Source organism: Pelomonas sp. CA6 (genome assembly GCF_022549225.1).
GTDB lineage: Bacteria > Pseudomonadota > Gammaproteobacteria > Burkholderiales > Burkholderiaceae_C > Roseateles.
On sequence record NZ_JAKZFD010000006.1, the window covers coordinates 140,080 to 164,138 of the forward strand.

Here is a 24,059-nt window from a genome sequence, read left to right on the forward strand (position 1 = left end):
CGTGCTCGTCCGCTTCCGCGCCTTGCTGGCGGCTGCCTGGGCCGGCTTCTTGCTGTGCATCGCCTTCGTCGCCGCGCCGACCGCATTTGCGGTGCTGGAGCGCGCCCAGGCGGGCAGCGTGGTGCAGCGCCTGTTCGAGCTGGATGCCCGCCTTGGCCTGGCCGCCGGGCTGCTGCTGGTGATGCTGGAGCGGCGGCTGCAGCGCGATGGCGTGTCGACCGGCCGGGCCGGTTCGGCGCTGGGCTGGAACACCGTGCTGCCGCTGGTGGCGCTCGCGACCATCGTCGCGGGGTACTACGCGCTGCAGCCGATGATGGAGGCGGCCAAGGCCGGACAGGGCGCGCTGTCCTTCGGCGCCTTGCATGGCATTTCGATGGCCTTCTTCGCGCTCAAAGGGCTGGCGGTGCTGGTACTGGCCTGGCGGGTGAGTCGGCCAGCGGTCTGATCCGCGAGGAGCTGCGCCAATGCAAAGGGCAGCCTGCGGCTGCCCTTGATCTGTGCGGAGCGAGGGACGCCGTGTTCAGGCCCCGCTGGCGCGCTTCTTCACGCTGGTGGCGGTGCTGCGCTTCTTGGCGCGCTTGATCTCGCCGCCCTGGGTCACGCGCTGGTTGCCGAGCACCTGGACCTTCTTGATCTGCGGACGGTTGTTCCCGCTCTTGGAGAACTTGACGATCTTCACCAGCTTGGGCGCCGGCATGGCGTCCTCGCGAACCACCTTCTCCTTCTCGGGGACGGGGCGCCACAGCACCAGCAGCTTGCCGATGTGCTGGATGGGAGCGGCGTCCAACTGGTCCGCCAGGGTGTTCAGCATGGCCTCGCGGGCGGCGCGGTCGTCCGACATCACACGGACCTTGATCAGGCCGTGGGCCTTGAGGGCCGCGTCGCACTCCTTCGTCACCGCGGCGCTCAGGCCCTCGGCGCCTATCATCACCACCGGATTCAGATGGTGGGCATCGGCGCGTTTGTCCTTGCGCTGGGCGGGGGTCAATTGAATTGCAGGCATCTGCCTATTATCCGTGCAATGAAAACCAATACGAAGAGCAAAAAGCTCAACAAGGCGTGGCTGAATGACCATGTCACCGACCCGTATGTGAAATTGGCGCAGAAAGAGGGCTATCGCTCGCGGGCCGCGTACAAGCTCAAGGAGCTGGACGAGGAGTTCCAGCTCACCCGGCCGGGCCAGGTGGTGGTGGATCTGGGCGCGGCGCCAGGAGCCTGGAGCCAGTACTTGCGCCGACGCTTTGCGCCCAAGGAGGCTGGAGCCGGCGGCGCGGCCGTCGGTCAGCTCAACGGCCGCATCATCGCGCTGGATCTGCTGGACTTCGAACCCATCGAGGGCGTGCAGTTCATCCAGGGCGATTTTCGTGAGGACGAGGTGCTGGCGCAGCTGGAGGCGGCGCTGGAAGGGCGGCCGGTGGATCTGGTGGTCTCGGACATGGCCCCCAATCTGTCGGGCATCGCCAGCACCGATGCCGCACGCATCGCCCATCTGATCGAGCTGGCGCTGGATTTCTGCGCCCACCACCTGAAGCCCGAGGGCGCGCTGGTGGCCAAGGTGTTCCATGGCAGCGGCTACGACCAGTTGGTGGAGGCCTTCCGGCAGCAGTTCCGCCGCGTCAAGGTCCACAAGCCCAAGGCTTCGCGCGATCGCTCGTCGGAAACCTTCCTGGTCGGCATCGGCCTGAAATGAAGCAAGGCGCTCAAGACCCGGGCGATTCGGCAATCTCTATCGCAGAGTGCGGAAATGCCAATCAGGGCCGGGGGCTTGACTGCAATAGAATGAACCCCATATGACGCGTTGGCCGTCCGTCCCGCTGTAGGAGGCAGGCGGCCAAACCGAGCAGAAGGAGTCGCGGTGAACAATCAATGGTTCTCTAAAGTGGCTGTTTGGATGGTGATCGCCCTGGTGCTGTTCACTGTCTTCAAGCAGTTTGATCGCGGGACCGCCCAAGGGAATCAGATCGCCTACTCCGATTTCCTCGAAGAGGTGCGGGCCAAGCGCATCAAGCAGGTCACACTGCAGGAGGGCGGCGGCGGTACGGAAATTCAGGCCGTGACCACGGATGGCAGCAAGCTGCGTTCGACCGCGACCTATCTGGACCGCGGGCTGGTCGGCGACCTGATCAACAATGGCATCAAGTTCGATGTCAAACCGCGGGAAGAGCCCTCCATCCTGATGAGCATCCTCGTCAGTTGGGGTCCCATGCTGCTGCTGATCGGGGTCTGGGTGTATTTCATGCGCCAGATGCAGGGCGGCGGCAAGGGCGGGGCGTTCAGCTTCGGCAAGTCCAAGGCTCGCATGCTGGACGAGGCCAACAACTCCACCACCTTCGCTGACGTCGCCGGCTGCGACGAGGCCAAGGAGGAAGTCAAGGAGTTGGTCGACTTCCTGAAGGACCCGCAGAAATTCCAGAAGCTGGGCGGTCGCATCCCGCGTGGCGTGTTGCTCGTGGGCCCTCCGGGGACCGGCAAGACCCTGCTGGCCAAGGCCATCGCCGGCGAGGCCAAGGTGCCGTTCTTCAGCATCTCCGGTTCGGACTTCGTCGAAATGTTCGTCGGCGTTGGCGCCGCTCGCGTGCGAGACATGTTCGAGCAGGCCAAGAAGAGCGCGCCCTGCATCATCTTCGTCGACGAAATCGACGCGGTGGGTCGTCACCGCGGCGCCGGCCTGGGTGGGGGCAACGACGAGCGCGAGCAGACGCTGAACCAGATGCTGGTGGAGATGGATGGCTTCGAGACCAACCTCGGCGTCATCGTGATGGCGGCCACCAACCGTCCCGACATTTTGGATCCGGCGCTGCTGCGTCCGGGCCGCTTCGACCGCCAGGTCTACGTGACCCTGCCGGATGTGCGCGGCCGTGAGCAAATCCTGAATGTCCACATGCGCAAGGTGCCGGTGGGGCAGGACGTGCGCGCCGACATTCTGGCGCGTGGGACGCCCGGCTTCTCCGGCGCGGATCTGGCCAACCTGGTCAACGAGGCCGCTCTGTTCGCGGCGCGCCGCAACGGCCGAGTGGTCGAGATGGTGGACTTCGAGAAGGCCAAGGACAAGATCCTGATGGGGCCGGAACGCAAGTCCATGGTCATGCCCGAGGAAGAGCGTCGCAACACCGCCTACCACGAGGCCGGCCATGCGCTCGTGGCGCGCCTGCTGCCCAAGACCGATCCTGTGCACAAGGTCACCGTGATCCCGCGTGGCCGCGCGCTGGGCGTGACCATGCAGCTGCCCGAAGGGGATCGCTACAGCATGGACAAAGACCGCATGCTGAGCACGATCTCGGTGCTGTTCGGTGGCCGCATCGCCGAAGAGGTGTTCATGAACCAGATGACCACCGGCGCTTCGAACGACTTCGAACGGGCGACCCAGATTGCGCGCGACATGGTGACGCGCTACGGCATGACCGATGAGCTGGGCCCCATGGTCTATGCGGAGAACGAGGGCGAGGTCTTCCTGGGGCGTTCGGTGACCAAGACCACCAATATGTCCGAAGAGACCATGCGCAAGGTGGACCAGGAAATCCGCAAGATCATCGATGAGCAGTACGCCACTGCGCGCCAGCTGATCGAGGACAACAAGGACAAGATGCACGCGATGGCCAAGGCCTTGCTGGACTGGGAGACCATTGACAGCGAGCAGCTGGACGACATCATGGAGGGTCGTCCGCCGCGTCCGCCCAAGGATTGGACGCCGCCGTCCGGTGGCAAGCCCGATGGCGGCGGCACGCCGGTCACTCCGGGAGAGGCACCGGCCGCGGCCTGAGTCCATCCCACAACCCAAGGGGCCTGTCCGTGAGGACTGGCCCTTTTGCATTGGCGCGCTGCCGTGCCGGAGTTAGAACATCATGCTGTGGAAGACCACCCGTTTCGATCTGTCCTTGCAGCGGCCGCTGGTGATGGGCATCGTGAACGTCACGCCAGATTCCTTCTCCGATGGCGGCCATCATGCGCAGGCCCATCAGGCGATTGCCCACTGCGAGCAACTGCTGGGCGAGGGCGCGGACATCCTGGACCTGGGGGGGGAGTCCACCCGGCCTGGTGCGCCCCGGCTCGCGGTCGACGAAGAGTGGGCGCGGCTGGCTCCGGTGCTGCGCGCGGCCTTGAACATGGGCGTCCCGGTCTCGGTCGATACCTGCAAGACCGAGGTGATGCGACGCGCATTGGACTTGGGCGCCGACATCATCAACGACATCCAGGCGTTGCGTGACGAGGGCGCGCTGGCCTTGCTGGCGACGCATGCGGATGCCGGCGTCTGCCTGATGCACATGCGTGGCGAGCCCGCCAGCATGCAGCAGCACTGCAAGTACGAGGATGTGGTCGCCGAGGTGGGCGAGTTCCTGGCCGCGCGCCTGCGCAGCGCGGAGGTGGCTGGCATACGCCCGGAGCGCGTGCTGCTGGACCCAGGCTACGGCTTCGCAAAAACGGTGGAGCAGAACTTTCGCCTGTTGAGCCAGCAGCGCCGACTGCTGGACTTGGGGCGTCCCCTGTTGGCCGGCTGGTCGCGCAAGTCTTCGTTGGGGGCGGTCACCGGCCGCCCGGTGGAGCAGCGCCTGAGTGCCAGTATCGCTGCGGCCGTGATTGCGCTGGAGCAGGGCGCCTCGGTGTTGCGTGTGCATGATGTGGGCGCCACCGTCGATGCGCTGAAGGTCTGGCAGGCCGCCCACGCCTGACGGTGGCCCTCAGCGCTCCCTTGGCATAGGGGGTGGGACGGCTCGACCCTTAGGGCGCCTTGCGCGCATGGGCGACAATACCGGTCTACGAATTCAGGAGGATGCTCAGCATGAGCCGCAAGTATTTCGGCACCGATGGCATACGGGGCACGGTCGGGCAGTCGCCGATCACGCCCGACTTCATGCTGCGTCTGGGGCATGCCGTGGGGCAGGTGCTCAAGCGGCAGCAGAAGGGCAAGCCCAGCGTGCTGATCGGCAAGGACACGCGCATCTCCGGCTACATGTTGGAGTCGGCGCTGGAGGCGGGCTTCGCATCGGCCGGCGTCAACGTGCTGCTGACCGGTCCGCTGCCGACGCCGGGCGTGGCCTATCTCACCCGCGCGTTGCGCCAGGACCTGGGCGTGGTGATCTCGGCCTCGCACAACCCCTTCGCCGACAACGGCATCAAGTTCTTCTCCGCCAAGGGCGAAAAGCTGCCCGACGCCTGGGAGCAGGAGGTGGAGGCCATGCTGGAGCAGCCGCCGGTCTGGGTGGATTCGGCCAGCCTGGGCCGGGCCCGGCGCATCGAGGATGCCCAAGGGCGCTACATCGAGTTCTGCAAGGCCAGCTTTGGTTCCGACCTCAGCCTGCGTGGGCTGAAGATCGTCGTCGACGCCGCGCATGGCGCGGCCCACAAGGTGGCGCCGGCGGTCTTCCATGAGCTGGGTGCCGAGATCGTGCCCATGGGCTGCAGCCCCGATGGCTACAACATCAACAACGGCGTCGGCGCCACCGCACCCAAGGCCCTGGTGGAAGCCGTGCTGGCTCACGGCGCCCACTACGGCATCGCGCTGGACGGCGATGCCGATCGCCTGCTGATGGTGGATGCCGCGGGCCGTCTCTTCAACGGCGACGAGCTGCTGTATGTGATGGTGGCCGACCGCCTGGCCCAGGGCCAGCGTGTGCCCGGCGCCGTCGGCACGCTGATGACCAACATGGCGGTGGAGCTGGCGCTGCGCCGGCAGGACGTGGAGTTCGTGCGCGCCAAGGTGGGCGACCGCTACGTGCTGGAGGAACTCGCGGCGCGCGGCTGGCAGCTGGGTGGCGAAGGCTCGGGCCATCTGCTCGCGCTGGACAAGCACACCACCGGCGACGGCATCGTTTCCAGCCTGCTGGTGCTGCAGGCGGTCTGCCGCAGCGGCCGTGGCCTGGCGGAGCTGCTGGACGGCGTGACGCTGTTCCCGCAGACGCTGATCAACGTGAGACTGCAGTCGGAGCTGGACTGGAAGTCTCACCCCGGGCTGGCGCGAACCGAGGCCGAGGTGCAGGCGGAACTGGGAGACCGCGGCCGCGTGCTCATCCGCAAGTCAGGCACCGAGCCGTTGCTGCGCGTGATGGTCGAGGCTCAGGAGGCCGAGCTGGCCCGGCGTTGCGCGCAGCGGCTCGCCGACTCTCTACAGGGCTGACAGCCACTCCACCCACAAGGACAAGGGCGCCCCGCCTGTGACGGCCGGGGCGCCCTTGTTTCATTGGGCGAGGACTGGCGCCGTTGGCGGCGCGGTCCGCAAGTGGCGCTTACTTCTTGGGCGGCATCAGCACGCGATCGATCACATGGACGACGCCGTTCGTGGCCGGGATGTCCGCCTGCTGGACCATGGCTTCTTCGACGGTGACGAAATCGCCGGCACGGGCCAGGCCCAGCGAGCCGCCTTGCAGCGTCTTTTGGCTGGCGGTCTTGACCTCGGCGCTGCTCAGGCGGGCGGCGACAACGTGGAACTTGATCACTTCCTTGAGTTGCGCGGGGTTGGCTGCCAGCGCATCCAGGGTCTTGGCCGGCACGGCCTTGAAGGCTTCGTCGCTGGGGGCGAACACGGTCAGCGGGCCGTTAGCGCGCAGCTCTTCCTTCAGGCCGGCCTGGTCGACCAGGCGGTTGAAGGTGCTCAGCTGGGGCTGGCGCTGCAGCGTGTCGGCCAGCGGGGCCGGCGCCGGAGTGCTGGCGCAGGCTGCCAGCGCCAGCACTGCGGCGGTGGTGATCAGTCGGGTCATCAGGGTTGGGATCATGGGCGTCTCCATCGGGGTGAGCCGGATTTCCGGGCTGGCTGCAGCCTAGAGGGCTTGGATGACGAAGCGGTGAATCGAATATGACAGGCTCTGTGGTCCCCACCCGGCCCACGTTGACGTGTGCGCACAGAGAGAAGGTCAGGAGAGCGGCGCGGCAGACGCGCCCGGGGGCTGACATCTGAGTCACGGTTATGTCACATTCGGGTCATAGCATTCCTTCCGTCGCCAACAACCCCCTGCGATAGGAACGTATGAGCATGACCCAACTCCGTGCCGGCCTGATTCTCGCCACGAGCGTGGTCCTGATGCCGCTGGCTCAGGCCCAGGATGTGACCGGCGCGGGTGCGTCCTTCCCGGCGCCGATTTACGCCAAGTGGGCCGATGCCTACAACAAGGCCACCGGCGTTCGCATCAACTATCAGTCGGTCGGCTCCGGTGCCGGCATTCGCCAAATCAAGGCCAAGACGGTGGACTTCGGCGCCTCCGACGCCCCGCTGAAGGACGACGAGCTGGCCAAGGACGGCCTGGTGCAGTTCCCCACCGTGATCGGCGGCGTCGTGCCGGTGGTCAACATCAAGGGCATCGCCCCGGGCCAGATCAAGCTGACCGGCCAGGTGCTGGGCGACATCTACCTGGGCAAGATCACCAAGTGGAACGATCCCGCGCTGACCGCGCTGAACCCCGGCGTGGCCCTGCCGGATGCCGCGATCGCTCCGGTGCGTCGCGCCGACGGCTCGGGTACCAGCTTCCTGTTCACCAACTATCTCTCCAAGGTCAATGCCGAGTGGAAGAGCAAGGTCGGCGAGGGTACCGCGGTGAACTGGCCCACCGGTGCGGGTGGCAAGGGCAACGAGGGCGTGTCGTCCTACGTGCAGCGCCTGCCCAACTCCATCGGCTATGTGGAGTACGCCTACGCCAAGCAGAACAAGATGTCGCATGTGCTGCTGAAGAACCAAGCCGGCCACTTCGTGGCGCCCAGCGATGATGCCTTCAAGGCTGCCGCCGCCGGTGCCAAGTGGAACGAGAGCTTCTATCAGGTGCTGACCGAACAGGCCGGCAAGGACAGCTGGCCCATCACCGGTGCCACCTTCATCCTGATGCACAAGCAGCAGGAAAAGCCGGCTTCCGCGGCGGCGACGCTGAAGTTCTTCGACTGGGCCTACACCCAGGGCGACAAGATGGCCGACGAACTGGACTATGTGGCCCTGCCTGCCTCGGTGAAGGATCTGGTCCGCAAGCAGTGGTCCGAGCACATCAAGGACGGCGCCGGCAAGGCCATCGCCCACAAGTGATCCCGAGCTGAGCCAGGGATGCAGCCCGGAGGTCGCAAGGCCTGCCGGGCTGCTGCCGAATCGGCTCTCTGACCTTCTTCGAACCTAGCGGAGGCCCCGTGGCCGCGATACTTCCCGCCGAGACCTACCCATCCGATGACGCCGCGCAGCGCAGCCAGCCCGGCAGCCGCCCGCCGGTGCGCAAGCCGGTCAGCCCTTGGGCCGACACGCTGTTCTCCGCGCTGGCGCATGGCGCCGCCTGGCTGACCCTGTTGCTGCTGGCGGGTATCCTGATCTCGCTGCTGATCGGCGCTGCACCGGCGATCAAACAGTTCGGCCTGTCCTTCCTGTGGACCAGCGAATGGGATCCGGTCCAGGAGAAGTTCGGCGGCCTGGTGATGATCTACGGCACGCTGATGACCTCGCTGATCGCGCTGCTGATCGCCGTGCCTGTGAGCTTCGGCATCGCGCTCTTCCTCACCGAGCTGTCGCCCAACTGGCTGAAGAGGCCGCTGGGCACCGCGGTGGAGCTGCTGGCGGCGGTGCCGTCCATCGTCTACGGCATGTGGGGCCTGCTGGTGTTCGGCCCGCTGCTGGCCACCTATGTGCAGCAGCCGCTGCAGTCGCTGTTCTCCGGCGTGCCCTACATCGGCGCGCTGTTCTCCGGCCCGCCGGTGGGCATTGGCATCCTGTCGGCCGGCATCATCCTGGCCATCATGATCATCCCCTTCATCGCGTCGGTGATGCGCGACGTGTTCGAGGTCACGCCGCCCATGCTGAAGGAGTCCGCCTACGGGCTGGGAGCCACCACCTGGGAAGTGGTCTGGAAGGTGGTGCTGCCCTACACCAAGACCGGCGTGGTCGGCGGCGTGATGCTGGGCCTGGGCCGCGCGCTGGGCGAGACCATGGCGGTCACCTTCGTGATCGGCAACATGAACCAGCTCAACTCGCTGTCGCTGTTCGAGGCCGCCAACAGCATCACCTCGGCCCTGGCCAACGAGTTCGCCGAGGCCAACGAAGGCCTGCACCAAGCCTCGCTGATCTACCTGGGCCTGGTGCTGTTCTTCATCACCTTCGTCGTGCTGGCCTTCTCCAAGGTTCTGCTGAACAAACTCAAGAAGAATGAAGGAGCGCGCACATGAGCGCCATCCGCGCGAGCGCCGGCGGCCTGGACGCCGGCCGCCTGAAGATGCACGCCCGACGCAAGCGCGTCAACGCGATCGCGCTGACGCTGTCGCTGGCGGCGATGGCTTTCGGCGTGTTCTGGTTGATCTGGATCCTGGTCGAGACCGTGCGCCTGGGCATGGGCGGCCTCAGCCTGGCCACCTTCACCGAGATGACTCCGCCACCGCAGGCCGAAGGCGGTGGTCTGGCGAACGCGATCTTTGGCTCCCTCGCGATGGTGGGGCTGGCCACCTTCATCGGCACGCCGGTTGGCGTGCTGGCCGGCGTCTACCTGGCCGAGTACGGCCAGAAGACCTGGCTGGGTTCGGCGGTGCGCTTCATCAATGACATCCTGCTGTCGGCGCCGTCCATCGTCGTGGGGCTGTTCATCTACGCGGTGGTCGTGGCGCGCTTCAAGAGCTTCTCCGGCTGGGCCGGCATCCTGGCGCTGGCGCTGCTGGTGATCCCGGTGGTGATCCGCACCACCGAGAACATGCTCACGCTGATCCCCAACGCGCTGCGCGAAGCGGCCTACGCGCTGGGCACGCCGAAGTGGAAGGTCATCCTGTCGGTGACGCTGAAGTCCGCCCGCGCCGGCGTCGTGACCGGCATCCTGCTGGCGCTGGCCCGCGTGTCCGGCGAGACCGCGCCGCTGCTGTTCACTGCGCTGTCCAACCAGTTCTGGACCGCCGACCTCAGTCAGCCCATGGCCAGCCTGCCGGTCACCATCTTCAAATTCGCGATGAGCCCCTACGAGAACTGGCAGAAGCTGGCCTGGGCGGGCGTCTTCATCATCACTATCGGCGTGCTGCTGCTCAACATCGTGGCGCGCTTCATGTTCAAGAACAAGCACTGATCCTGAGGACCAACCAACCATGGACGCCAAAGTCGACATGCCGGTGAACGAGAAAGCCAAGCTCTCGGTCCGCAATCTGAACTTCTACTACGGCAGCTTCCACGCGCTGAAGAACATCAACCTGGACATTCCCGAAAAGAAGGTCACCGCCTTCATCGGCCCGTCGGGCTGCGGCAAGTCCACGCTGCTGCGCACGCTCAACCGCATGTTCGAGCTCTATCCGGAGCAGCGTGCGGAAGGGCAGATCCTGCTGGACGGCAATGACATCCTCTCCAGCGGCGAGGACGTTTCGCTGATCCGCGCCAAAGTGGGCATGGTCTTCCAGAAGCCCACGCCGTTTCCGATGTCCATCTATGACAACATCGCCTTCGGCGTGCGTCTGTTCGAGAACCTCTCGCGCGTGGAGATGGATGAGCGCGTGGAGTGGGCGCTGAAGAAGGCGGCGCTGTGGACCGAGGTCAAGGACAAGCTCAATCAGAGCGGCTCCGGACTCTCGGGTGGCCAGCAGCAACGCCTGTGCATCGCCCGCGGCATCGCCATCAAGCCCGAGGTGCTGCTGCTGGACGAGCCGTGCTCGGCGCTGGATCCCATCTCCACCGGCAAGATCGAAGAGCTGATCCACGAGCTCAAGAGCGACTATACGGTGGCCATCGTGACCCACAACATGCAGCAGGCCGCACGCTGCTCGGACTACACCGCCTACATGTATCTGGGCGATCTGATTGAGTTCGGACCCACCGCCGAACTCTTCATGAAGCCCAAGCGCAAGGACACCGAGGACTACATCACCGGGCGTTTCGGTTGAGCGAGGAACACACCATGACCGACAAGCATCTCTCCACGCAATTCGACGCCGAGCTGAGCGGCATTTCCACCCGCGTGCTGGAAATGGGTGGCCTGGTGGAAGCGCAGGTGGCCCAGGCCGTGGAGGCGCTGAGCGCCTTCAGCGCCGACCTGGCCAACACCGTGCTGAAGACCGAGGAACGGGTCAACCAGATGGAGGTCGAGATCGACCGCGACCTGTCCACCATCATCGCGCGGCGCCAGCCCACCGCACGCGATCTGCGCCTGCTGATCGCGGTGTCCAAGACCATTGCCAACCTGGAGCGCGTGGGCGACGAGGCGGCGCGCATCGCGCGCACCGTGCAGCGCCTGATCAACGCCGGCGTCTCCAGCCGGCTGCGCCTGCCCATGTCCGACCTCTCCTACGAGGCCGAGCTTGCGACCACGCAGCTGCGCAAGGCGCTGGACGCCTTCGCGCGCCTGGACGTGGACCGCGCGCTGGAAGTGCTGAAGACCGACGACCAGATCGACAAGGAGTTCGACGGCCTGATGCGCAAGCTGATCACCTACATGATGGAAGATCCGCGCACCATCTCGTCCAGCATTGACCTGGTCTTCGTCGCCAAGGCCATCGAGCGCGTCGGCGACCATGCGAAGAACCTGGCCGAAGTCATCATCTACGTGGTCAAGGGGACCGACGTGCGCCACAACACCCCGGACGCCGTCGAGAACATGGTGCGCTGAGCACCTCAAAGAAGAGCCAAACCATGAGCCGTATCCTCGTCGTTGAAGACGAATCCGCGATCGCCGAACTCATCTCCATCAACCTGCGCCATGCCGGCTTCGAAGTGACCCTGGCCGGCAATGCCGAGCAGGCGCAGCTGGAGGTGGACCGCGTGCTGCCCGATCTGGTCGTGCTGGACTGGATGCTGCCGGGCCAGTCCGGCCTGGCGCTGGCGCGCCAGTGGCGCGGCGCCGCGCGCACGCGCGAGCTGCCCATCATCATGCTGACCGCGCGCGCCGAGGAGACCGACAAGGTCTCCGGCCTCGACGCCGGTGCCGACGACTACCTCACCAAGCCCTTCTCGACCAATGAGCTGCTCGCCCGCATCCGCGCCGTACTGCGCCGCAAGGCGCCCGAGGCGCTGGATGCCGTCGTCGAGGTCGGCGGCCTGGTGTTGGACCCGGGCACGCGCCGCGTCAACCGCGAGGGCATCGAGGTCAAGCTGGGCCCCACCGAGTTCCGCCTGCTGCACTTTTTCATGACCCACCCGGAACGCGTCCACAGCCGTTCGCAGCTGCTGGACCGGGTCTGGGGCGACCATGTGTTCATCGAGGAGCGCACGGTGGACGTGCACGTCAAGCGGCTGCGCGAGGCACTGGAGAAGGTCCAGTGCCAGCGCATGATCGAAACCGTCCGAGGCGCCGGATACCGCCTGACTCAGCACAGCAGCGCCGTGTCGGCCTGAACCGGGAGCATCCGTGGTCTGGTTGTTGCCGAGGATGGTGTTGGCGGTCCTGGCGACCGCCCTGGGGGGATGGCTGGGCTACTACCTGGGCCATTGGTTGAATCTGCAGCATCTGGCGGCCGCGATCGGCGCCGGCTGCGCGGTGATGCTGGTGGTGATGCTGGATTCGATCCGCGCCCACCGCCTGATGAACTGGCTGCGCGGCGATGCCTCCGGGCCGGCACCGCGCGGCGTGGGCCTTTGGGCCGAACTGGGCTACCGCATGGAGCGCGGCCTGCGCGACCGCGAGCGCGTGGCCGACCGTGAGCGCCTGAGCCTGGAGCAGTTCCTGCACGCGATCGAGGCCTCGCCCAACGGCGTGATGCTGCTGGACGCGCAGGACCACATCCAGTGGTGCAACAGCGTCGCGGCCGATCATTTTTCGCTGGACCCCAACCGTGACCGCCTGCAGCGCGTGACCAACCTGGTCCGCTATCCGGCCTTCGTCACCTATCTGCAGGCTGGGCAGTTTGCCCAGCCGCTGACGCTGAGCAACGCGCGTGGCAAGGCCACGCTGCAGGTCATCGTGCGCGTCTACGGCGAACAGAACCGGCTCGTGCTGTCGCTGGACATCACGGACCGCGAACGCGCCGAGGCGATGCGGCGCGACTTCGTCGCCAACGTTTCTCACGAGATTCGCACACCGCTGACCGTGCTCGCCGGTTTCATCGAGACCATGGCCAGCCTCAACCTCACCGAGGCCGAGCGCAAGCGGGTGCTGCACCTGATGCAGCAGCAGACCCATCGCATGCAGACCCTGGTCGGCGACCTGCTGACGCTGGCGCAGCTGGAAGGCAGCCCGCGGCCCGCGGCCGACCACTGGGTGGCGCTGGACCCGCTGCTGGGGCGCGTGGGGTCGGATGCCATCGCGCTGTCCGCGGGGCGCCACCAGATCGTGCTGGAGCGCATGACGGGCGTGGAGATTGCGGGCGTCGAGACCGAGCTGCTCAGTGCGGTGGCCAACCTGATGAGCAACGCGGTGCGCTACACGCCCGAGGGCGGCCGCATCGAGCTGCAATGGCGCCCGGGGGCCGAAGGCGGCGGCGAGATTGCCGTGGTCGACAACGGGCCTGGCATCGCCCGCGAGCACCTGCCGCGTCTCAGCGAGCGCTTCTACCGCGTCGACGGCAGCCGCTCGCGCGACACCGGCGGCACCGGCCTGGGGCTGTCCATCGTCAAGCACGTGGTGCAGCGCCATGGTGGTGAGCTTCGCATCGACAGCGAGGTGGGGCAGGGCTCGCGCTTCCGACTGGTCTTCCCTGCCGCCCGCGTGCGCCGCAGCGATGACCCGGCGCTGGGCGAGGAGTCCGCGCCGGCCCTGCTTGCTGGCAGCGACAAAGAGGCCGCCTGAGCGCCGCTCAGGGGCGGCGCGTCAGCACCACATAGCCGCCGCTGCGCTCGGTCGGGCGGCGGACCAGACCCTGGGCCATCCATCCGGCGGGCATGGGCTGGGGGCTGTCGGCCAGCACCAACGCATGCGGGCAGCGGGTCTGCGTCAGCGGCGTGCGGCCATCCACCAGCCAGTGGCCGCGGAACTCCAGCGCGGCCAGCACATGCAGGGGCAGTTCCGGCGCGGCGACGCAGGCGCCCGTCGGCAGCAGCGGCGCCAGGCGCTGCACCAGCGGCTCGTTGCTGCGTGCATAGTTGAGCACTGGCAGGCCCAACGTCATCGCCAGCAGCCAGCCCAGCGCCACGCCGCCGGCCGGCAGCACCAAGCTCTTCCACAACGGATGCCGGTGGCGGGCCGTGCGCCAGCGCACCAGGTACAGCCAGGCCGCGCTTCCCAGCAGGGCCAGCAGCAAGGGCAGCCAGGCGAAGCGCGGCTCATAGCCCTGCGCCAGCTTGAGCACATTGGCGAGCAGCTGCGGCGGCCAGCCCGTCTGCATCGCGCAGTAATACACCCACAGAAAGAGGGCGCCGGCGCTGAAGAAGAAGACCGAGAACCAATCCACCGCGGCGCTGACGCCACGGCGCAGCGTCGGCAGCGCGAAGCTGGCCAGCACCGCCAGCGGCGGTAGGGCCAGCATCATCGCGCGGTCCGAACCATCCATCAGCAAGCTGGTGACCAGCGCCACCAGCACCGCCAGCAGCGGCACCGCGATATGGCGGCGCTGCCAGTGGGCGCGCCAGCGCCACACCGTCCATAGCGCCAGCGGCCAGCTGGGCCAGCAGAACCACAGCGCCAGGCCCGCCCAGTCCGTCGGGCTGGAGGCGTCCAGGCTGACGCGCCAGGCCCAGCCATCCATGGGCCAGGCGACCAGCGCCGCCGCCGCGGTGGCACCCAGCAGCCAGGGCAGCAACTCGCGCGCCTGCTCATAGTTGGAGCGCTGGGTCAGCGCCAGCCCGCCCAGGCCCAGCGCCAGTGCCACGGCCGGCGCGCCGCTGGCCGCCAGCAGCGGCAGCGACAGCGACAGCGCGACACGGGTCTTGGTCTGGCGAAAGGGGGCGGCGGCGAGCGCGTAGACGAACAGCGCGACCGCCAGCAACTGCAGGATCTCCGGCGTGGTCTCATGGCCCAGTTGCAGCAGGCCCAGGCTGGCAATCAGCGCCAGCAGCGCGCCATCGGCCAGCGCTCGCGCATAGTCCACCGCCTGCGCTTCGCCGCCGAAGGCAAAGGCCACCGGCTGCGCCGCGTCGGTGCGCGCCAGGTGCAGGCAGGCATACCACACCAGCGCCAGCACGCCCGTCAGCGCCAGTCCAAAGGGAAGGCGCGCGGCCAACGACGCGTCGAGAAAGGGCAGGGCCTTGATGAACAGTGCACCCAGCCAGTAAGGCAGCAGCCCGCCCTCGGCGGCGATGCCGGCGATGGCCGGCGCATGCCAGGGGGCATGGCCCTGAGCAATGCTGGCCATGAAGCCGAAGCTGGTCAGGTCGGCATTGCGCCAGGGGTCGCGGCCGAATAGGCCCGGGACGACATAGGCGGCGCACAGCAGCAGCAGCGCCCAGCGCGGCATCGGGCTGGCACTGCGCTCGGGAACGACGGCAGGGGTGGGCAGATTCATGCAGACGGACAGGGCGGGTGGCCCGAGACCTCGGTGCCCCGCATCATGCCCCAAGCCGGGGCGACCAATAAAAAAGGCAGCCTAGGCTGCCTCCTTCGTGTGCGCGTGCGACGCTTACTTCTTGATGCCGACGCGAGCGAACTTGTTGCGGAACTTCTCGACGCGGCCGCCCAGGTTGTCCACGCTCTTCTGCGTGCCCGTGTAGAACGGGTGCGATTCGCTGGAGGTTTCCAGCTTGACCAGCGGCAGCTCGCGGCCGTCGTCCAGCTTGATGGTTTCCTTGGTCTGGACGGTCGAGCGCGTCACGAACTGGAAGCCGTTGGACAGGTCCACGAAGCAGACTTCGCGGTAGTTGGGGTGGATGCCTTCTTTCATGGGAAACCTCTCGCTGCGGTGCCGCCAGCCACACCCCGCACCACGCGGGAAGCACTTAGCGACAGCGGAAAACCTGTGATTATAACGTACAAGCCGGCCAGGCTGTCCAGCCGGCCGGCGCCGCGGACGTCCGCAGGGACTCCGCCGGGTCCAACTCACCCACCCCGACGCATCATGTCGAAGAAGTCGTGGTTGTTCTTGCTGGACTTCATCTTGTCGAGGATGAACTCCATCGCCTCGATCTCGTCCATGTTGTAGAGCAGCTTGCGCAGGATCCAGCTCTTTTGCAGGATCTCGGGCTTGAGCAGCAGCTCCTCGCGGCGGGTGCCGGACTTGTTGATCAGGATGGAGGGGTAGACGCGCTTCTCGGCCATGCGGCGATCCAGGTGGATTTCGCAGTTGCCGGTGCCCTTGAACTCCTCGTAGATCACTTCGTCCATGCGCGAACCGGTGTCGATCAGCGCGGTGCCGATGATGGTCAGCGAGCCGCCTTCCTCGATGTTGCGCGCGGCGCCGAAGAAGCGCTTGGGGCGCTGCAGCGCGTTGGCGTCCACGCCGCCGGTCAGCACCTTGCCGGAGCTGGGCAGCACGTTGTTGTAAGCACGCGCGAGGCGGGTGATGGAGTCGAGCAGGATCACCACGTCCTTCTTCAGCTCGACCAGGCGCTTGGCGCGCTCGATCACCATTTCGGCGACCTGCACGTGGCGGGCGGCGGGCTCGTCGAAGGTGGAGGAGATCACCTCGCCCTTGACGGTGCGCAGCATCTCGGTCACTTCCTCGGGGCGCTCGTCCACCAGCAGCACGATCAGGTGCGCCTCGGGATGGTTGGCCGTGATGGCGTGCGCGAGCTGCTGCATCATCATCGTCTTGCCGGTCTTGGGCTGGGCGACAAGCAGTGCGCGCTGGCCTTTGCCGATCGGTGCAATCAGGTCGATGATGCGGCCGGTGATGTTCTCTTCGCTCTTGATGTCGCGCTCGAGCCTGAACTGTTCCTTGGGGAACAGCGGGGTCAGGTTCTCGAACATGATCTTGTGCTTGGACTCTTCCGGCGTCAGGCCATTGACGCGGTCCACCTTGACCAGCGCGAAGTAGCGCTCGCCGTCCTTGGGCACGCGCACCTCGCCTTCGATCATGTCGCCGGTGTGCAGGTTGAAGCGGCGGATCTGGCTGGGCGAGAGGTAGATGTCGTCGGTCGAGGCCATGTAGCTGGTCTCGGGCGAGCGCAGGAAGCCGAAGCCGTCCGGCAGCACTTCAAGCACGCCGTCGCCGAAGACCTGCTCGCCGGCCTTGGCGCGCTTCTTCATGATCGCGAACATCAGCTCCTGCTTGCGCATGCGAGCGACGTTGTCGATCTCCAGCTCCTCGCCCATCTTGATCAGGGCCGAGACGTGGAGCGCTTTCAGTTCGGAAAGATGCATGGGGGTGTGACCCGGTGTGTCGTCCAGAGCCTGCCAAGGCCATGGACCCATACTGCGGCTGCCAAAGCACCGAGCCGACACGCAGACCGTGTTCAGCGCGGACGAGTGAAATGCGGGAGCTTGGGCGCCGAGTCCACGCGCATTCCCCGGGAATCAATGCAACGCCGGGGCGGCGTGTTGGCAATCTCCGCCAGGGCCGGGCGGCCCCAGCGGATACGGACGATTATAGGTGAGCGTCCAGGAAGGCGGTCAACTGGGCCTTGGACAGCGCGCCGACCTTGGTGGCGGCCAGCTGGCCGTCCTTGAACAGCATCAGCGTGGGGATGCCGCGAATGCCGAACTTGGCGGGCACCTCGCGGTTCTCGTCCACGTTCATCTTGGTGATCTGCAGGCGCTCGCCATAGTCCTTGGCCACTTCGTCCAGGATGGGGGCGATCATCTTGCAGGGGCCGCACCATTCGGCCCAGTAGTCGACCAGCACCGGCTTGCCGGACTGCAGGACGTCCGCGTCGAAGGACGCGTCGGAGATGTGTTTGATCAGTTCGCTGCTCATGAATGAGGTCCTTATCAGGGCCGGACCGATGCCGTGCAAGGTCGGCGTCAGGGCACAATGATTCTGACATAAAGCCCCCGGCCCCATCGGCCAGGGGGATGCCATAGATGCCGCCTGCGTCAAGGAAATCAAGCCCTTGCCCGATCCGTCCCTCCTGTCTCTGTTCGATCCGCCGCCCGGCGACCCGCTGCCCGATGAGGCCATGCCCGCCTTCGACCACGTCTTCGCGTTGGACGAGCGGCATGGCGCGCAGGCGTTCTGGACCCGGCTGGCCGAGCATGTCGAGGGCTGGCTGAGCACGCGGGGCCTGGCCGCGCGCGACGTGATCGTGCTGCTGCCTTTCGCGCAACACCTGGCACCGGCGCGGCGCGCCTGGATGGCGCTCGCCGCGCAGCGCCGCGCGCGCGCCGGGGCGGCCCCGGGCATGGGCTGGCAGCCGCGCTTCGAGACCACGCACAGTCTGGCCGCCGCGCTGGGCCCCAGCCCGCTGCCGCAGCCGCACGAGATCAGCGGCGACGCCGCCATCGACCTGCTCGCGGCCCGTGAGCTGCTGCAGGGGCAGAGCTGGGCCCAGCAGCTGCAGCGCGCGGACGCGCAGGCCTACCAGATGGCGCTGCAGCAATTGGTGGAGCTGGCGCAGCAGCTGCAGCGCGCGGCCGAGCTGCAGGCGCCGGCGCGCCGCCCGACCTTCTGGGACCGGGCCCGCGAGCAGCTGTCGGCGCCCACCGCGACCGGGCAATTGGAACGTGCGCTGGCACTGGTGGCGCTGGAATGGGCCATTGCGAGCGACCGCGAGCCGGCCACCGACCGGCTCTTCGAGTTGCGTCCCGCCGCCTGGGTGCATCTGCAATGCGGCGGGCCCGACCGCCTGGCCGACGCGCTGCTGCAGGAGGCCCGCGCCATCGGCCTGCCTTGCCTGCGCCTGTCCGCCGAGCTGGTGCTGGAACCCCTGGCGCCGCTGGGTGAGGCGCGCCCGCCCTTGCAGGTGGAGGTGGCCGTCTGCGAGGACTTCGAGGATGTGGCCCAATGCAGCGCCGCGGCGGTGCTGGCCCATCTGCGCGCGGGCCGTGCCCCGGTGGCGCTGATCGCGCAGGACCGCGTCGTGCTGCGCCGCGTGCGCGCGCTGCTGGAACGCCAGCAGGTCGGGCTGTCCGACGAGACGGGCTGGACCCTGGCCACCACGCCGGTCGCGGCCCAGCTGATGGCGCTGCTGCGCGCGAGCCGGCGCGAGGCCTCGTTGGACGAATGGCTCGCCTGGCTGAAGACCCCGCTGGCCGCCGCCTTGCGCGCGCGTTGCGGGCAGGCCGCGCTGGGCTTGCTCGAAAGCCGCTGCCGCAGCGAGGGCTGGTCCAAGCCGCAGCAGCTGCGCGAAGACCGCCTGGCTCCCAGCGCCGCGCGCCTGTGGGCGCTGGCGAGGGAAGGGCTGGCGGCCCTGCAGGGTGGTGCCCGGCGCAGCCTGCAGGACTGGCTGGCGCTGCTGACCGAGCTGCTGCAGGGGCTGGGCGCGGACGCGGCGCTGGAGGCGCAGGACGCCGGCCCGCAGCTGCTGGACGCCTTGTGGCTGCGTCGCTCGCCCTGGCCCGGCTCGGCCCACGAGGCCGTGCTGCAGCAGGCGCAGCTCAGTCATGCCGAGTTCCTTGCCTGGGTCGGATCCAGCCTGGAGGCGGCCCAGGTCGTGCCGCCGCTGCAGGGCGAGCTGCAGGTGATGGTGACCCCGCTGGCGCGCGCAATGCTGCGCCCCTTCGGCGCCATCGTGCTGCCCGGCGCCGAGGTCGACACCCTCGGACCGGTCCCGCCCGGACCGGCCCTGCTCAACGAGGCGCAATGCCGGGCGCTGGGGCTGCCCACGCAGGACGACAAGCGCGAGGCGCTGACGCTGCAGTTCGCCCAGCTGCTGCGCACGCCCTGGGTGACGCTGCTGCGCCGCGCCCACGCCGGCAGCGAACCGCTGCCGCCCAGCCCGCTGCTCGAGCGCCTGGGCCTGGCGCTGCAGCAGGCCCGATGGCCGGTGCTGCGCGATTGGGCCGACCCGCGCGAACAGAAGGCGCTGGCGCGTCTGCCGCAGCCCCGTGCCCAGGCCCTGGCCGCGGGCCGCCTGCCGCGCGCGCTCAGCGCCAGCGGCGTGGACTCGCTGCGCCAATGCCCCTACCAGTTCTTCGCCCGCGTGCTGCTGGGCCTGCGCGAAAACCAGGAGCTCGAGGCGGCGCCGGACAAGCGCGACTACGGCACCTGGCTGCATGCCGTGCTGCAGCAGTTTCATGAAGAACGCCTGGCCGGCGATCCGCCGGGGCTGGGCGACGAAGAGCGGCTGCTGCTGGCGGCCCAAGCCCAGCAGCGCCGCCTGGGCCTGGCGGCCGAGGAGTTCCTGCCCTTCAGCGCCAGTCTGGCGCGTTTCGTGCCGCGCTACCTCGCCTGGTTGGCAGAAACCGAGGCGGCCGGGCAGTGCTATGCCGCTGGCGAGCTGGCGCGCGAGGTGCATCCGTGGCGCGAGCCGCCGCTGACCGGGCTTGCGCTGCTGGGCCGGCTGGACCGCGTGGACGTGGCGCCGGGCGCCCGTGTGCTGCTGGACTACAAGACCGGCAGCCTGCAGTCGCTCAAGGACAAGGTGGCCGATCCGCTGGAGGACACGCAACTGGCCGTCTACGCCGCGCTGATGCAGGGCGCCGAGCTGCCGGCCGGACCGCCGGCGCTGCAGGCCGCCTACCTGGCGCTGGACGAATCCCGGGAGCTGGCCGCGGTGGCGCATCCGGAGGTCGAGCACAGCGCTGCGCTCATGCTGCAGGGGCTGGGCGAGGATCTGGGCGCCTTGCACGGTGGCCAGCCCCTGCCGGCGCTGGGCGAGGGGCCGGTCTGCGACTACTGCGAGATGCGCGGCCTGTGCCGACGCGACGACTGGGCGGGGGAGGCCTTGTGAGTTCCATGTCGACATCCCCCCCGGGCGCGGCCTACACCGTCGATGGCCAGCGGGTCGCGCGCGAGCGCTTTTACGCGCTCGCCTGCGACCCCGCGCGCAGCGTGGTCGTCGAGGCCTGCGCTGGCGCCGGCAAGACCTGGATGCTGGTATCGCGCATCCTGCGCGCGCTGCTGGAGGGCGCGCGGCCGCAGGACATCGTCGCCATCACCTTCACCCGCAAGGCCGCCGGCGAAATGCGCGAGCGCCTGGGGGAATGGCTGGACGAGTTCGCCCATGCCGACGCGGCCCAGCGCGTGGCCGCGCTGCAGCAGCGCGGCTGCACGCCCGCGCAGGCGCAAGACCTGGCCCCACGTCTGGCCACGCTGCAGCAGTCGCTGCTGCGCCAGGCGCGCGGAGTGGAGATCCGCACCTTCCATGCCTGGTTCTCGCAGCTGCTGCGTGCCGCGCCGCTGGAGCTTCTGCAGGCCCAGGGCCTGTCGCCCGAGCTGCAGCTGCTGGAGGACGAAAGCGACCTGCTGCAGGAGCTGTGGCCGCGCTTCCACGCCGCCGTGCTCGCGGACGCGGCGCTGCTGCAGGACTACCGCGAACTGAGCCAGGAGCAGGGGCGCAACAAGCTGCAGTCCTGGTTGCAGTCGGCGTTCGCCAAGCGGGTCGAGATCCGCCTCGCGCAGCGCAGCGGCGTGCTGGACGCCAGCATGCCCGGCGCCGAAGCCGTCGCGCCTGTCTTTGCCGAGTCCGCGCCGCTGGAGGTCTTCGCCTGCCTGCGCGGGGAGCTGCAGGCGCTGGCGCTCAGCCTGGGCGTGCACAAGAACAAGACGCCCAAGGAGGCCGCGGTCGCGATCGAGCAGGCCCTGGCCCTGCCGGACGAGGCCGCGATGGCCGGCGTCTGCAAGGCCTTGTTCACCGCCCAGGGCAGCTTGCGCAAGGCCCTGGGCGACGCGCCCGAGCTGCTGGCCATCGCGGACGCGCTGACGCAGATCCGCCAGGCCCAGGAACAGCAGCGCGCGCGCCAGGCCCATCGGCAGATGAGCCGGCTGGCCGATGCGCTGCTGACCCAGTTCGAGGCCCTGAAGCGCGAGCGCGGCCTGGTCGACATGAACGACCTGGAACGCGGCGCGCTGGCCCTGCTGGGCGACCCCGAGCTGTCGGGCTGGGTGCAGCAGCGCCTGGACCGCCAGGTCCGCCACCTGCTGATCGACGAGTTCCAGGACACCAGCCCGCTGCAATGGCATGCGCTGCATGCCTGGCTGTCCGGCTACGCGGGGGCGGGCGGCGGCCAGCACCGGCCGTCGGTCTTCATCGTCGGCGACCCCAAGCAGAGCATCTACCGCTTCCGCCGCGCCGAGCCGCGCGTGTTCGCCGCCGCGCGCGACTTCGTGCGCGAGGCGCTGGACGGCGTGCTGCTGGCCTGCGACCACACCCGGCGCAACAGCCCGCCGGTGCTGGACGCCGTCAATGCGGTGTTCGACGTCGCCCAGCGCGCCGGCCAGTACGAGGGGTTTCGCGACCACACCACCGAGACCTCGGGCGACGCGGCCGATCCGCTCAGCGGCGTCTTCGTGATCGACGATGCCGAGCCGGTGCCCGGCGACGCCGCGGCGCCCGATGCCGCGCCGCTGCGCGATGCGATGACCTGGCGGCCCAGCCTGACCGAGCCGCGGCGCGAGGCCGAGCTGCATCGCCGCGAGGCCGAGGCCCGGCGTGTCGCCGCCTGCATCGCCCAGCTGCTGCGCGGCGCGCAGGTCCAGCCCGGCGACATCTTCGTGCTGGCGCGCAAGCGCGAAGGGCTGCGCGTGCTGGCCCAGGTGCTCAAGGCCCAGGGCATCGCGCACGCGGCCCCCGAGGACCTGGCCCTGCTCGACGCCCCGGACGTGCGCGACCTGCTCGCTCTGCTGGACGTGCTGGCCTCGCCGGGTCACAACCTGTCGTTGGCCCATGCCCTGCGCAGTCCGCTGTTCGCGGTGGACGAGGCCGAGCTGCTGTGGCTGGCCGAACGCGCCGGCTCGGCCGCCTGGCTGGACGCCGCGCAGCGGGCCAGCGCCGGCCCGCGCAGCTGGTGGGACGCGCTGATGGGCGGGGCGGACGGGGCGGGCGAGGGCGGCGACGCGGATGCGGGCGGGGGCGCGGCCACGGCCACGCTACCGCAAGACCTGACCCCGGCGCTGGCGCGCGCCCGCGAGCTGCTCGGCCGCTGGGCGCCGCTGGCGGCCCAGCGCAGCCCGCACGATCTGCTGGACACCGTGATCTGCGAAGGTGAGCTGATGGCCCGCCTGGCCCAGCGCGTGCCGCCCAGCGAGCTGCGTGCGCGCCAGCATGCGGTGCAGGCCCTGTTGGCGCTGGCGCTGGAGCTGGATGGCGGGCGCTACGCCTCGCTGTACGGCTTCGTGCGCGCGCTCAAGCGCCGCGCGCTCAAGCTGGGCGCGCCGGTGGAGCCCGACGCGGTGCAACTGCTCACCGTGCATGGCGCCAAGGGCCTGGAGGCCCGCGTGGTCGTGCTGCTGGACTGCGAGGCCGGACCGGCGCGTGCCGAGACCATGGGGCTGGCACTGGGCTGGCCGGTGCAGCAGCCGACGCCGCAGACGGTGGCCTTTCTCGCGTCGGAAAGCCGGCCGCCGCCGTCGCTGCAGGCCTTGCTGGACGACGAGCGCGAACAGCGCCAGCGCGAGGAGTTGAACGCGCTCTATGTGGCGATGACGCGCGCGCGCAGCCGCCTCGTGATCAGCCGCACGCCGGCGCGCCGCCAGGCCGCCAGCGCGACCTGGTGGGAGCGGCTGGCCCCCTTGGGGCAGCCGCTGTCCGTGCCCGCGGACCTGGCGCCACAGGATGCGCGGACCGAACCCGCGCTGCTGCGCGTGTTGCCGTCGCTGCCTCCGTCCGAGCCGCGCCCCGTGCCCATCGCCGCGGTGGAGGCGGCGCCGGACGGCGCGGACCCGCTGGGGCAGGGGCCCGCGCCGGTCGACGAAAGCGCGGCGCTGGGCGAGGCGCTGCACCGCGTGCTCGAGTGGTTCAGCGGGCCACGCGGGCGCAGCCAGCCGCTGGCACGCCTGCTTGGCGCCGCGGCGCAGATGTATGGGCTGGACGGCCGGCGCAGCGAGCGGCTGCAGCGCGCCGTGGAGGCCATCCTCGGCAGCGCGGCCTGCGCGCCGCTGTTGGACCCCGCGCAGCTGTTGTGGTCCGGCAACGAGGTGCCGGTGAGCTGGCGCGAGCAGGACCTGCGCCTGGATCGGCTGGTCTGCCGCGCCGAGCCCGACGGCCCCTGCTGGTGGGTGCTGGACTACAAGCTCAACCCCAGGCCCGAGGCCAACCCCGAGTACCTGCAGCAGCTGTGGCGCTACCGCGAGGCGGTGCGCCAGCTGCAACCGGGCGAGCGGGTGCGCTGCGCTTTCATCAGCGGCCAGGGACGCCTGATCGTGTGCAGCGACGCGCAGCTGGACGCCGCCGCCGAGGCCGTGGAAGACGCGGCGGCGCGCTGATGCGGCGGCCCCGGTTTCCCGGGCTACAATGGCAG

General features: G+C 68.7%; 20 protein-coding genes. 14 read left to right on the plus strand and 6 right to left on the minus strand.

Translation table 11 applies throughout. The annotated features are described in order from the left end of the window. Position 1: 1 nt before the first annotated feature. On the plus strand, positions 2 to 445 hold the full coding sequence (locus LZ017_RS12020; RefSeq protein ID WP_241397066.1) for a DUF4149 domain-containing protein: 444 nt from the start codon (positions 2 to 4) through the stop codon (positions 443 to 445). A gap of 75 nt (positions 446 to 520) precedes the next feature. Here LZ017_RS12020 and LZ017_RS12025 read toward each other — a convergent pair whose 3' ends face one another. Next, positions 521 to 1,003 (minus strand): YhbY family RNA-binding protein, encoded by a 483-nt coding sequence (locus tag LZ017_RS12025; protein WP_241397067.1) that lies wholly within the window; start codon positions 1,001 to 1,003, stop codon positions 521 to 523. Positions 1,004 to 1,021: 18 nt separating this feature from the next. Here LZ017_RS12025 and LZ017_RS12030 point away from each other — a divergent pair, with 18 nt between their 5' ends. The 4 genes from LZ017_RS12030 to glmM all read left to right on the plus strand — a co-directional run bounded on the left by LZ017_RS12030 (position 1,022) and on the right by glmM (position 6,112). Beyond that, complete coding sequence (locus tag LZ017_RS12030) at positions 1,022 to 1,690, plus strand: RlmE family RNA methyltransferase (RefSeq protein WP_241397068.1); 669 nt, start codon at positions 1,022 to 1,024, stop codon at positions 1,688 to 1,690. 165 nt (positions 1,691 to 1,855) lie between these two features. After that, on the plus strand, positions 1,856 to 3,760 hold the full coding sequence (ftsH, locus tag LZ017_RS12035) for an ATP-dependent zinc metalloprotease FtsH (protein ID WP_308194074.1): 1,905 nt from the start codon (positions 1,856 to 1,858) through the stop codon (positions 3,758 to 3,760). A gap of 82 nt (positions 3,761 to 3,842) precedes the next feature. Further along, complete coding sequence (gene folP / locus LZ017_RS12040; protein ID WP_241397069.1) at positions 3,843 to 4,667, plus strand: dihydropteroate synthase; 825 nt, start codon at positions 3,843 to 3,845, stop codon at positions 4,665 to 4,667. 110 nt (positions 4,668 to 4,777) lie between these two features. After that, the gene (gene glmM / locus LZ017_RS12045) at positions 4,778 to 6,112 is read left to right on the plus strand and encodes a phosphoglucosamine mutase (protein WP_241397070.1); all 1,335 of its coding nucleotides are present in this window, start codon (positions 4,778 to 4,780) and stop codon (positions 6,110 to 6,112) included. Between the two features lie 109 nt (positions 6,113 to 6,221). On the opposite strand, the gene LZ017_RS12050 is transcribed toward glmM, so the two are convergent. Continuing rightward, complete coding sequence (locus LZ017_RS12050; RefSeq protein WP_241397071.1) at positions 6,222 to 6,707, minus strand: fasciclin domain-containing protein; 486 nt, start codon at positions 6,705 to 6,707, stop codon at positions 6,222 to 6,224. Positions 6,708 to 6,964: 257 nt separating this feature from the next. Between LZ017_RS12050 and pstS the strand changes: the two genes are divergently transcribed. The 7 genes from pstS (at position 6,965) to phoR (ending at position 13,640) form a co-directional block, all read left to right on the plus strand. Further along, positions 6,965 to 7,999, plus strand: a complete 1,035-nt coding sequence (gene pstS, locus LZ017_RS12055) for a phosphate ABC transporter substrate-binding protein PstS (protein ID WP_374109915.1) — start codon at positions 6,965 to 6,967, stop codon at positions 7,997 to 7,999. A gap of 98 nt (positions 8,000 to 8,097) precedes the next feature. Further along, positions 8,098 to 9,120 carry a phosphate ABC transporter permease PstC gene (gene pstC / locus LZ017_RS12060; RefSeq protein ID WP_241397072.1) on the plus strand — a complete coding sequence of 341 codons (1,023 nt, stop codon included), beginning with the start codon at positions 8,098 to 8,100 and terminating at the stop codon, positions 9,118 to 9,120. Then, a complete protein-coding gene (pstA, locus tag LZ017_RS12065) occupies positions 9,117 to 9,998 on the plus strand; it encodes a phosphate ABC transporter permease PstA (protein WP_241397073.1) in 882 nt (293 codons plus the stop codon). The genes pstC and pstA overlap by 4 nt, the downstream gene beginning before the upstream one ends. Before the next feature lie 19 nt (positions 9,999 to 10,017). Beyond that, complete coding sequence (gene pstB, locus LZ017_RS12070) at positions 10,018 to 10,803, plus strand: phosphate ABC transporter ATP-binding protein PstB (RefSeq protein WP_241397074.1); 786 nt, start codon at positions 10,018 to 10,020, stop codon at positions 10,801 to 10,803. A 14-nt stretch (positions 10,804 to 10,817) separates the two neighbouring features. Beyond that, positions 10,818 to 11,525, plus strand: coding sequence for a phosphate signaling complex protein PhoU (gene phoU / locus LZ017_RS12075; RefSeq protein WP_241397075.1), 708 nt, complete (start codon positions 10,818 to 10,820; stop codon positions 11,523 to 11,525). A gap of 23 nt (positions 11,526 to 11,548) precedes the next feature. Further along, positions 11,549 to 12,250: a phosphate regulon transcriptional regulator PhoB gene (gene phoB, locus LZ017_RS12080; protein ID WP_241397076.1), complete on the plus strand. Its 702-nt coding sequence runs from the start codon at positions 11,549 to 11,551 to the stop codon at positions 12,248 to 12,250. A 34-nt stretch (positions 12,251 to 12,284) separates the two neighbouring features. Further along, positions 12,285 to 13,640, plus strand: coding sequence for a phosphate regulon sensor histidine kinase PhoR (gene phoR / locus LZ017_RS12085; RefSeq protein ID WP_241397077.1), 1,356 nt, complete (start codon positions 12,285 to 12,287; stop codon positions 13,638 to 13,640). A gap of 7 nt (positions 13,641 to 13,647) precedes the next feature. Here the strand turns inward: phoR and LZ017_RS12090 are convergent, their stop codons facing one another. From LZ017_RS12090 to trxA, 4 genes are all read right to left on the minus strand, one after another. Then, complete coding sequence (locus LZ017_RS12090) at positions 13,648 to 15,291, minus strand: hypothetical protein (protein WP_241397078.1); 1,644 nt, start codon at positions 15,289 to 15,291, stop codon at positions 13,648 to 13,650. Between the two features lie 114 nt (positions 15,292 to 15,405). Further along, positions 15,406 to 15,666: a type B 50S ribosomal protein L31 gene (locus LZ017_RS12095; RefSeq protein ID WP_241397079.1), complete on the minus strand. Its 261-nt coding sequence runs from the start codon at positions 15,664 to 15,666 to the stop codon at positions 15,406 to 15,408. 155 nt (positions 15,667 to 15,821) lie between these two features. Beyond that, positions 15,822 to 17,084, minus strand: a complete 1,263-nt coding sequence (gene rho, locus LZ017_RS12100) for a transcription termination factor Rho (RefSeq protein ID WP_241397080.1) — start codon at positions 17,082 to 17,084, stop codon at positions 15,822 to 15,824. Between the two features lie 223 nt (positions 17,085 to 17,307). Then, positions 17,308 to 17,637 (minus strand): thioredoxin TrxA, encoded by a 330-nt coding sequence (gene trxA / locus LZ017_RS12105; protein ID WP_241397081.1) that lies wholly within the window; start codon positions 17,635 to 17,637, stop codon positions 17,308 to 17,310. A 136-nt stretch (positions 17,638 to 17,773) separates the two neighbouring features. Between trxA and LZ017_RS12110 the strand changes: the two genes are divergently transcribed. Then, positions 17,774 to 20,551, plus strand: a complete 2,778-nt coding sequence (locus LZ017_RS12110) for a PD-(D/E)XK nuclease family protein (RefSeq protein WP_241397082.1) — start codon at positions 17,774 to 17,776, stop codon at positions 20,549 to 20,551. A gap of 5 nt (positions 20,552 to 20,556) precedes the next feature. Beyond that, positions 20,557 to 24,024 (plus strand): exodeoxyribonuclease V subunit beta, encoded by a 3,468-nt coding sequence (locus LZ017_RS12115; protein WP_241397083.1) that lies wholly within the window; start codon positions 20,557 to 20,559, stop codon positions 24,022 to 24,024. The last annotated feature ends 35 nt before the right edge of the window (positions 24,025 to 24,059 follow it).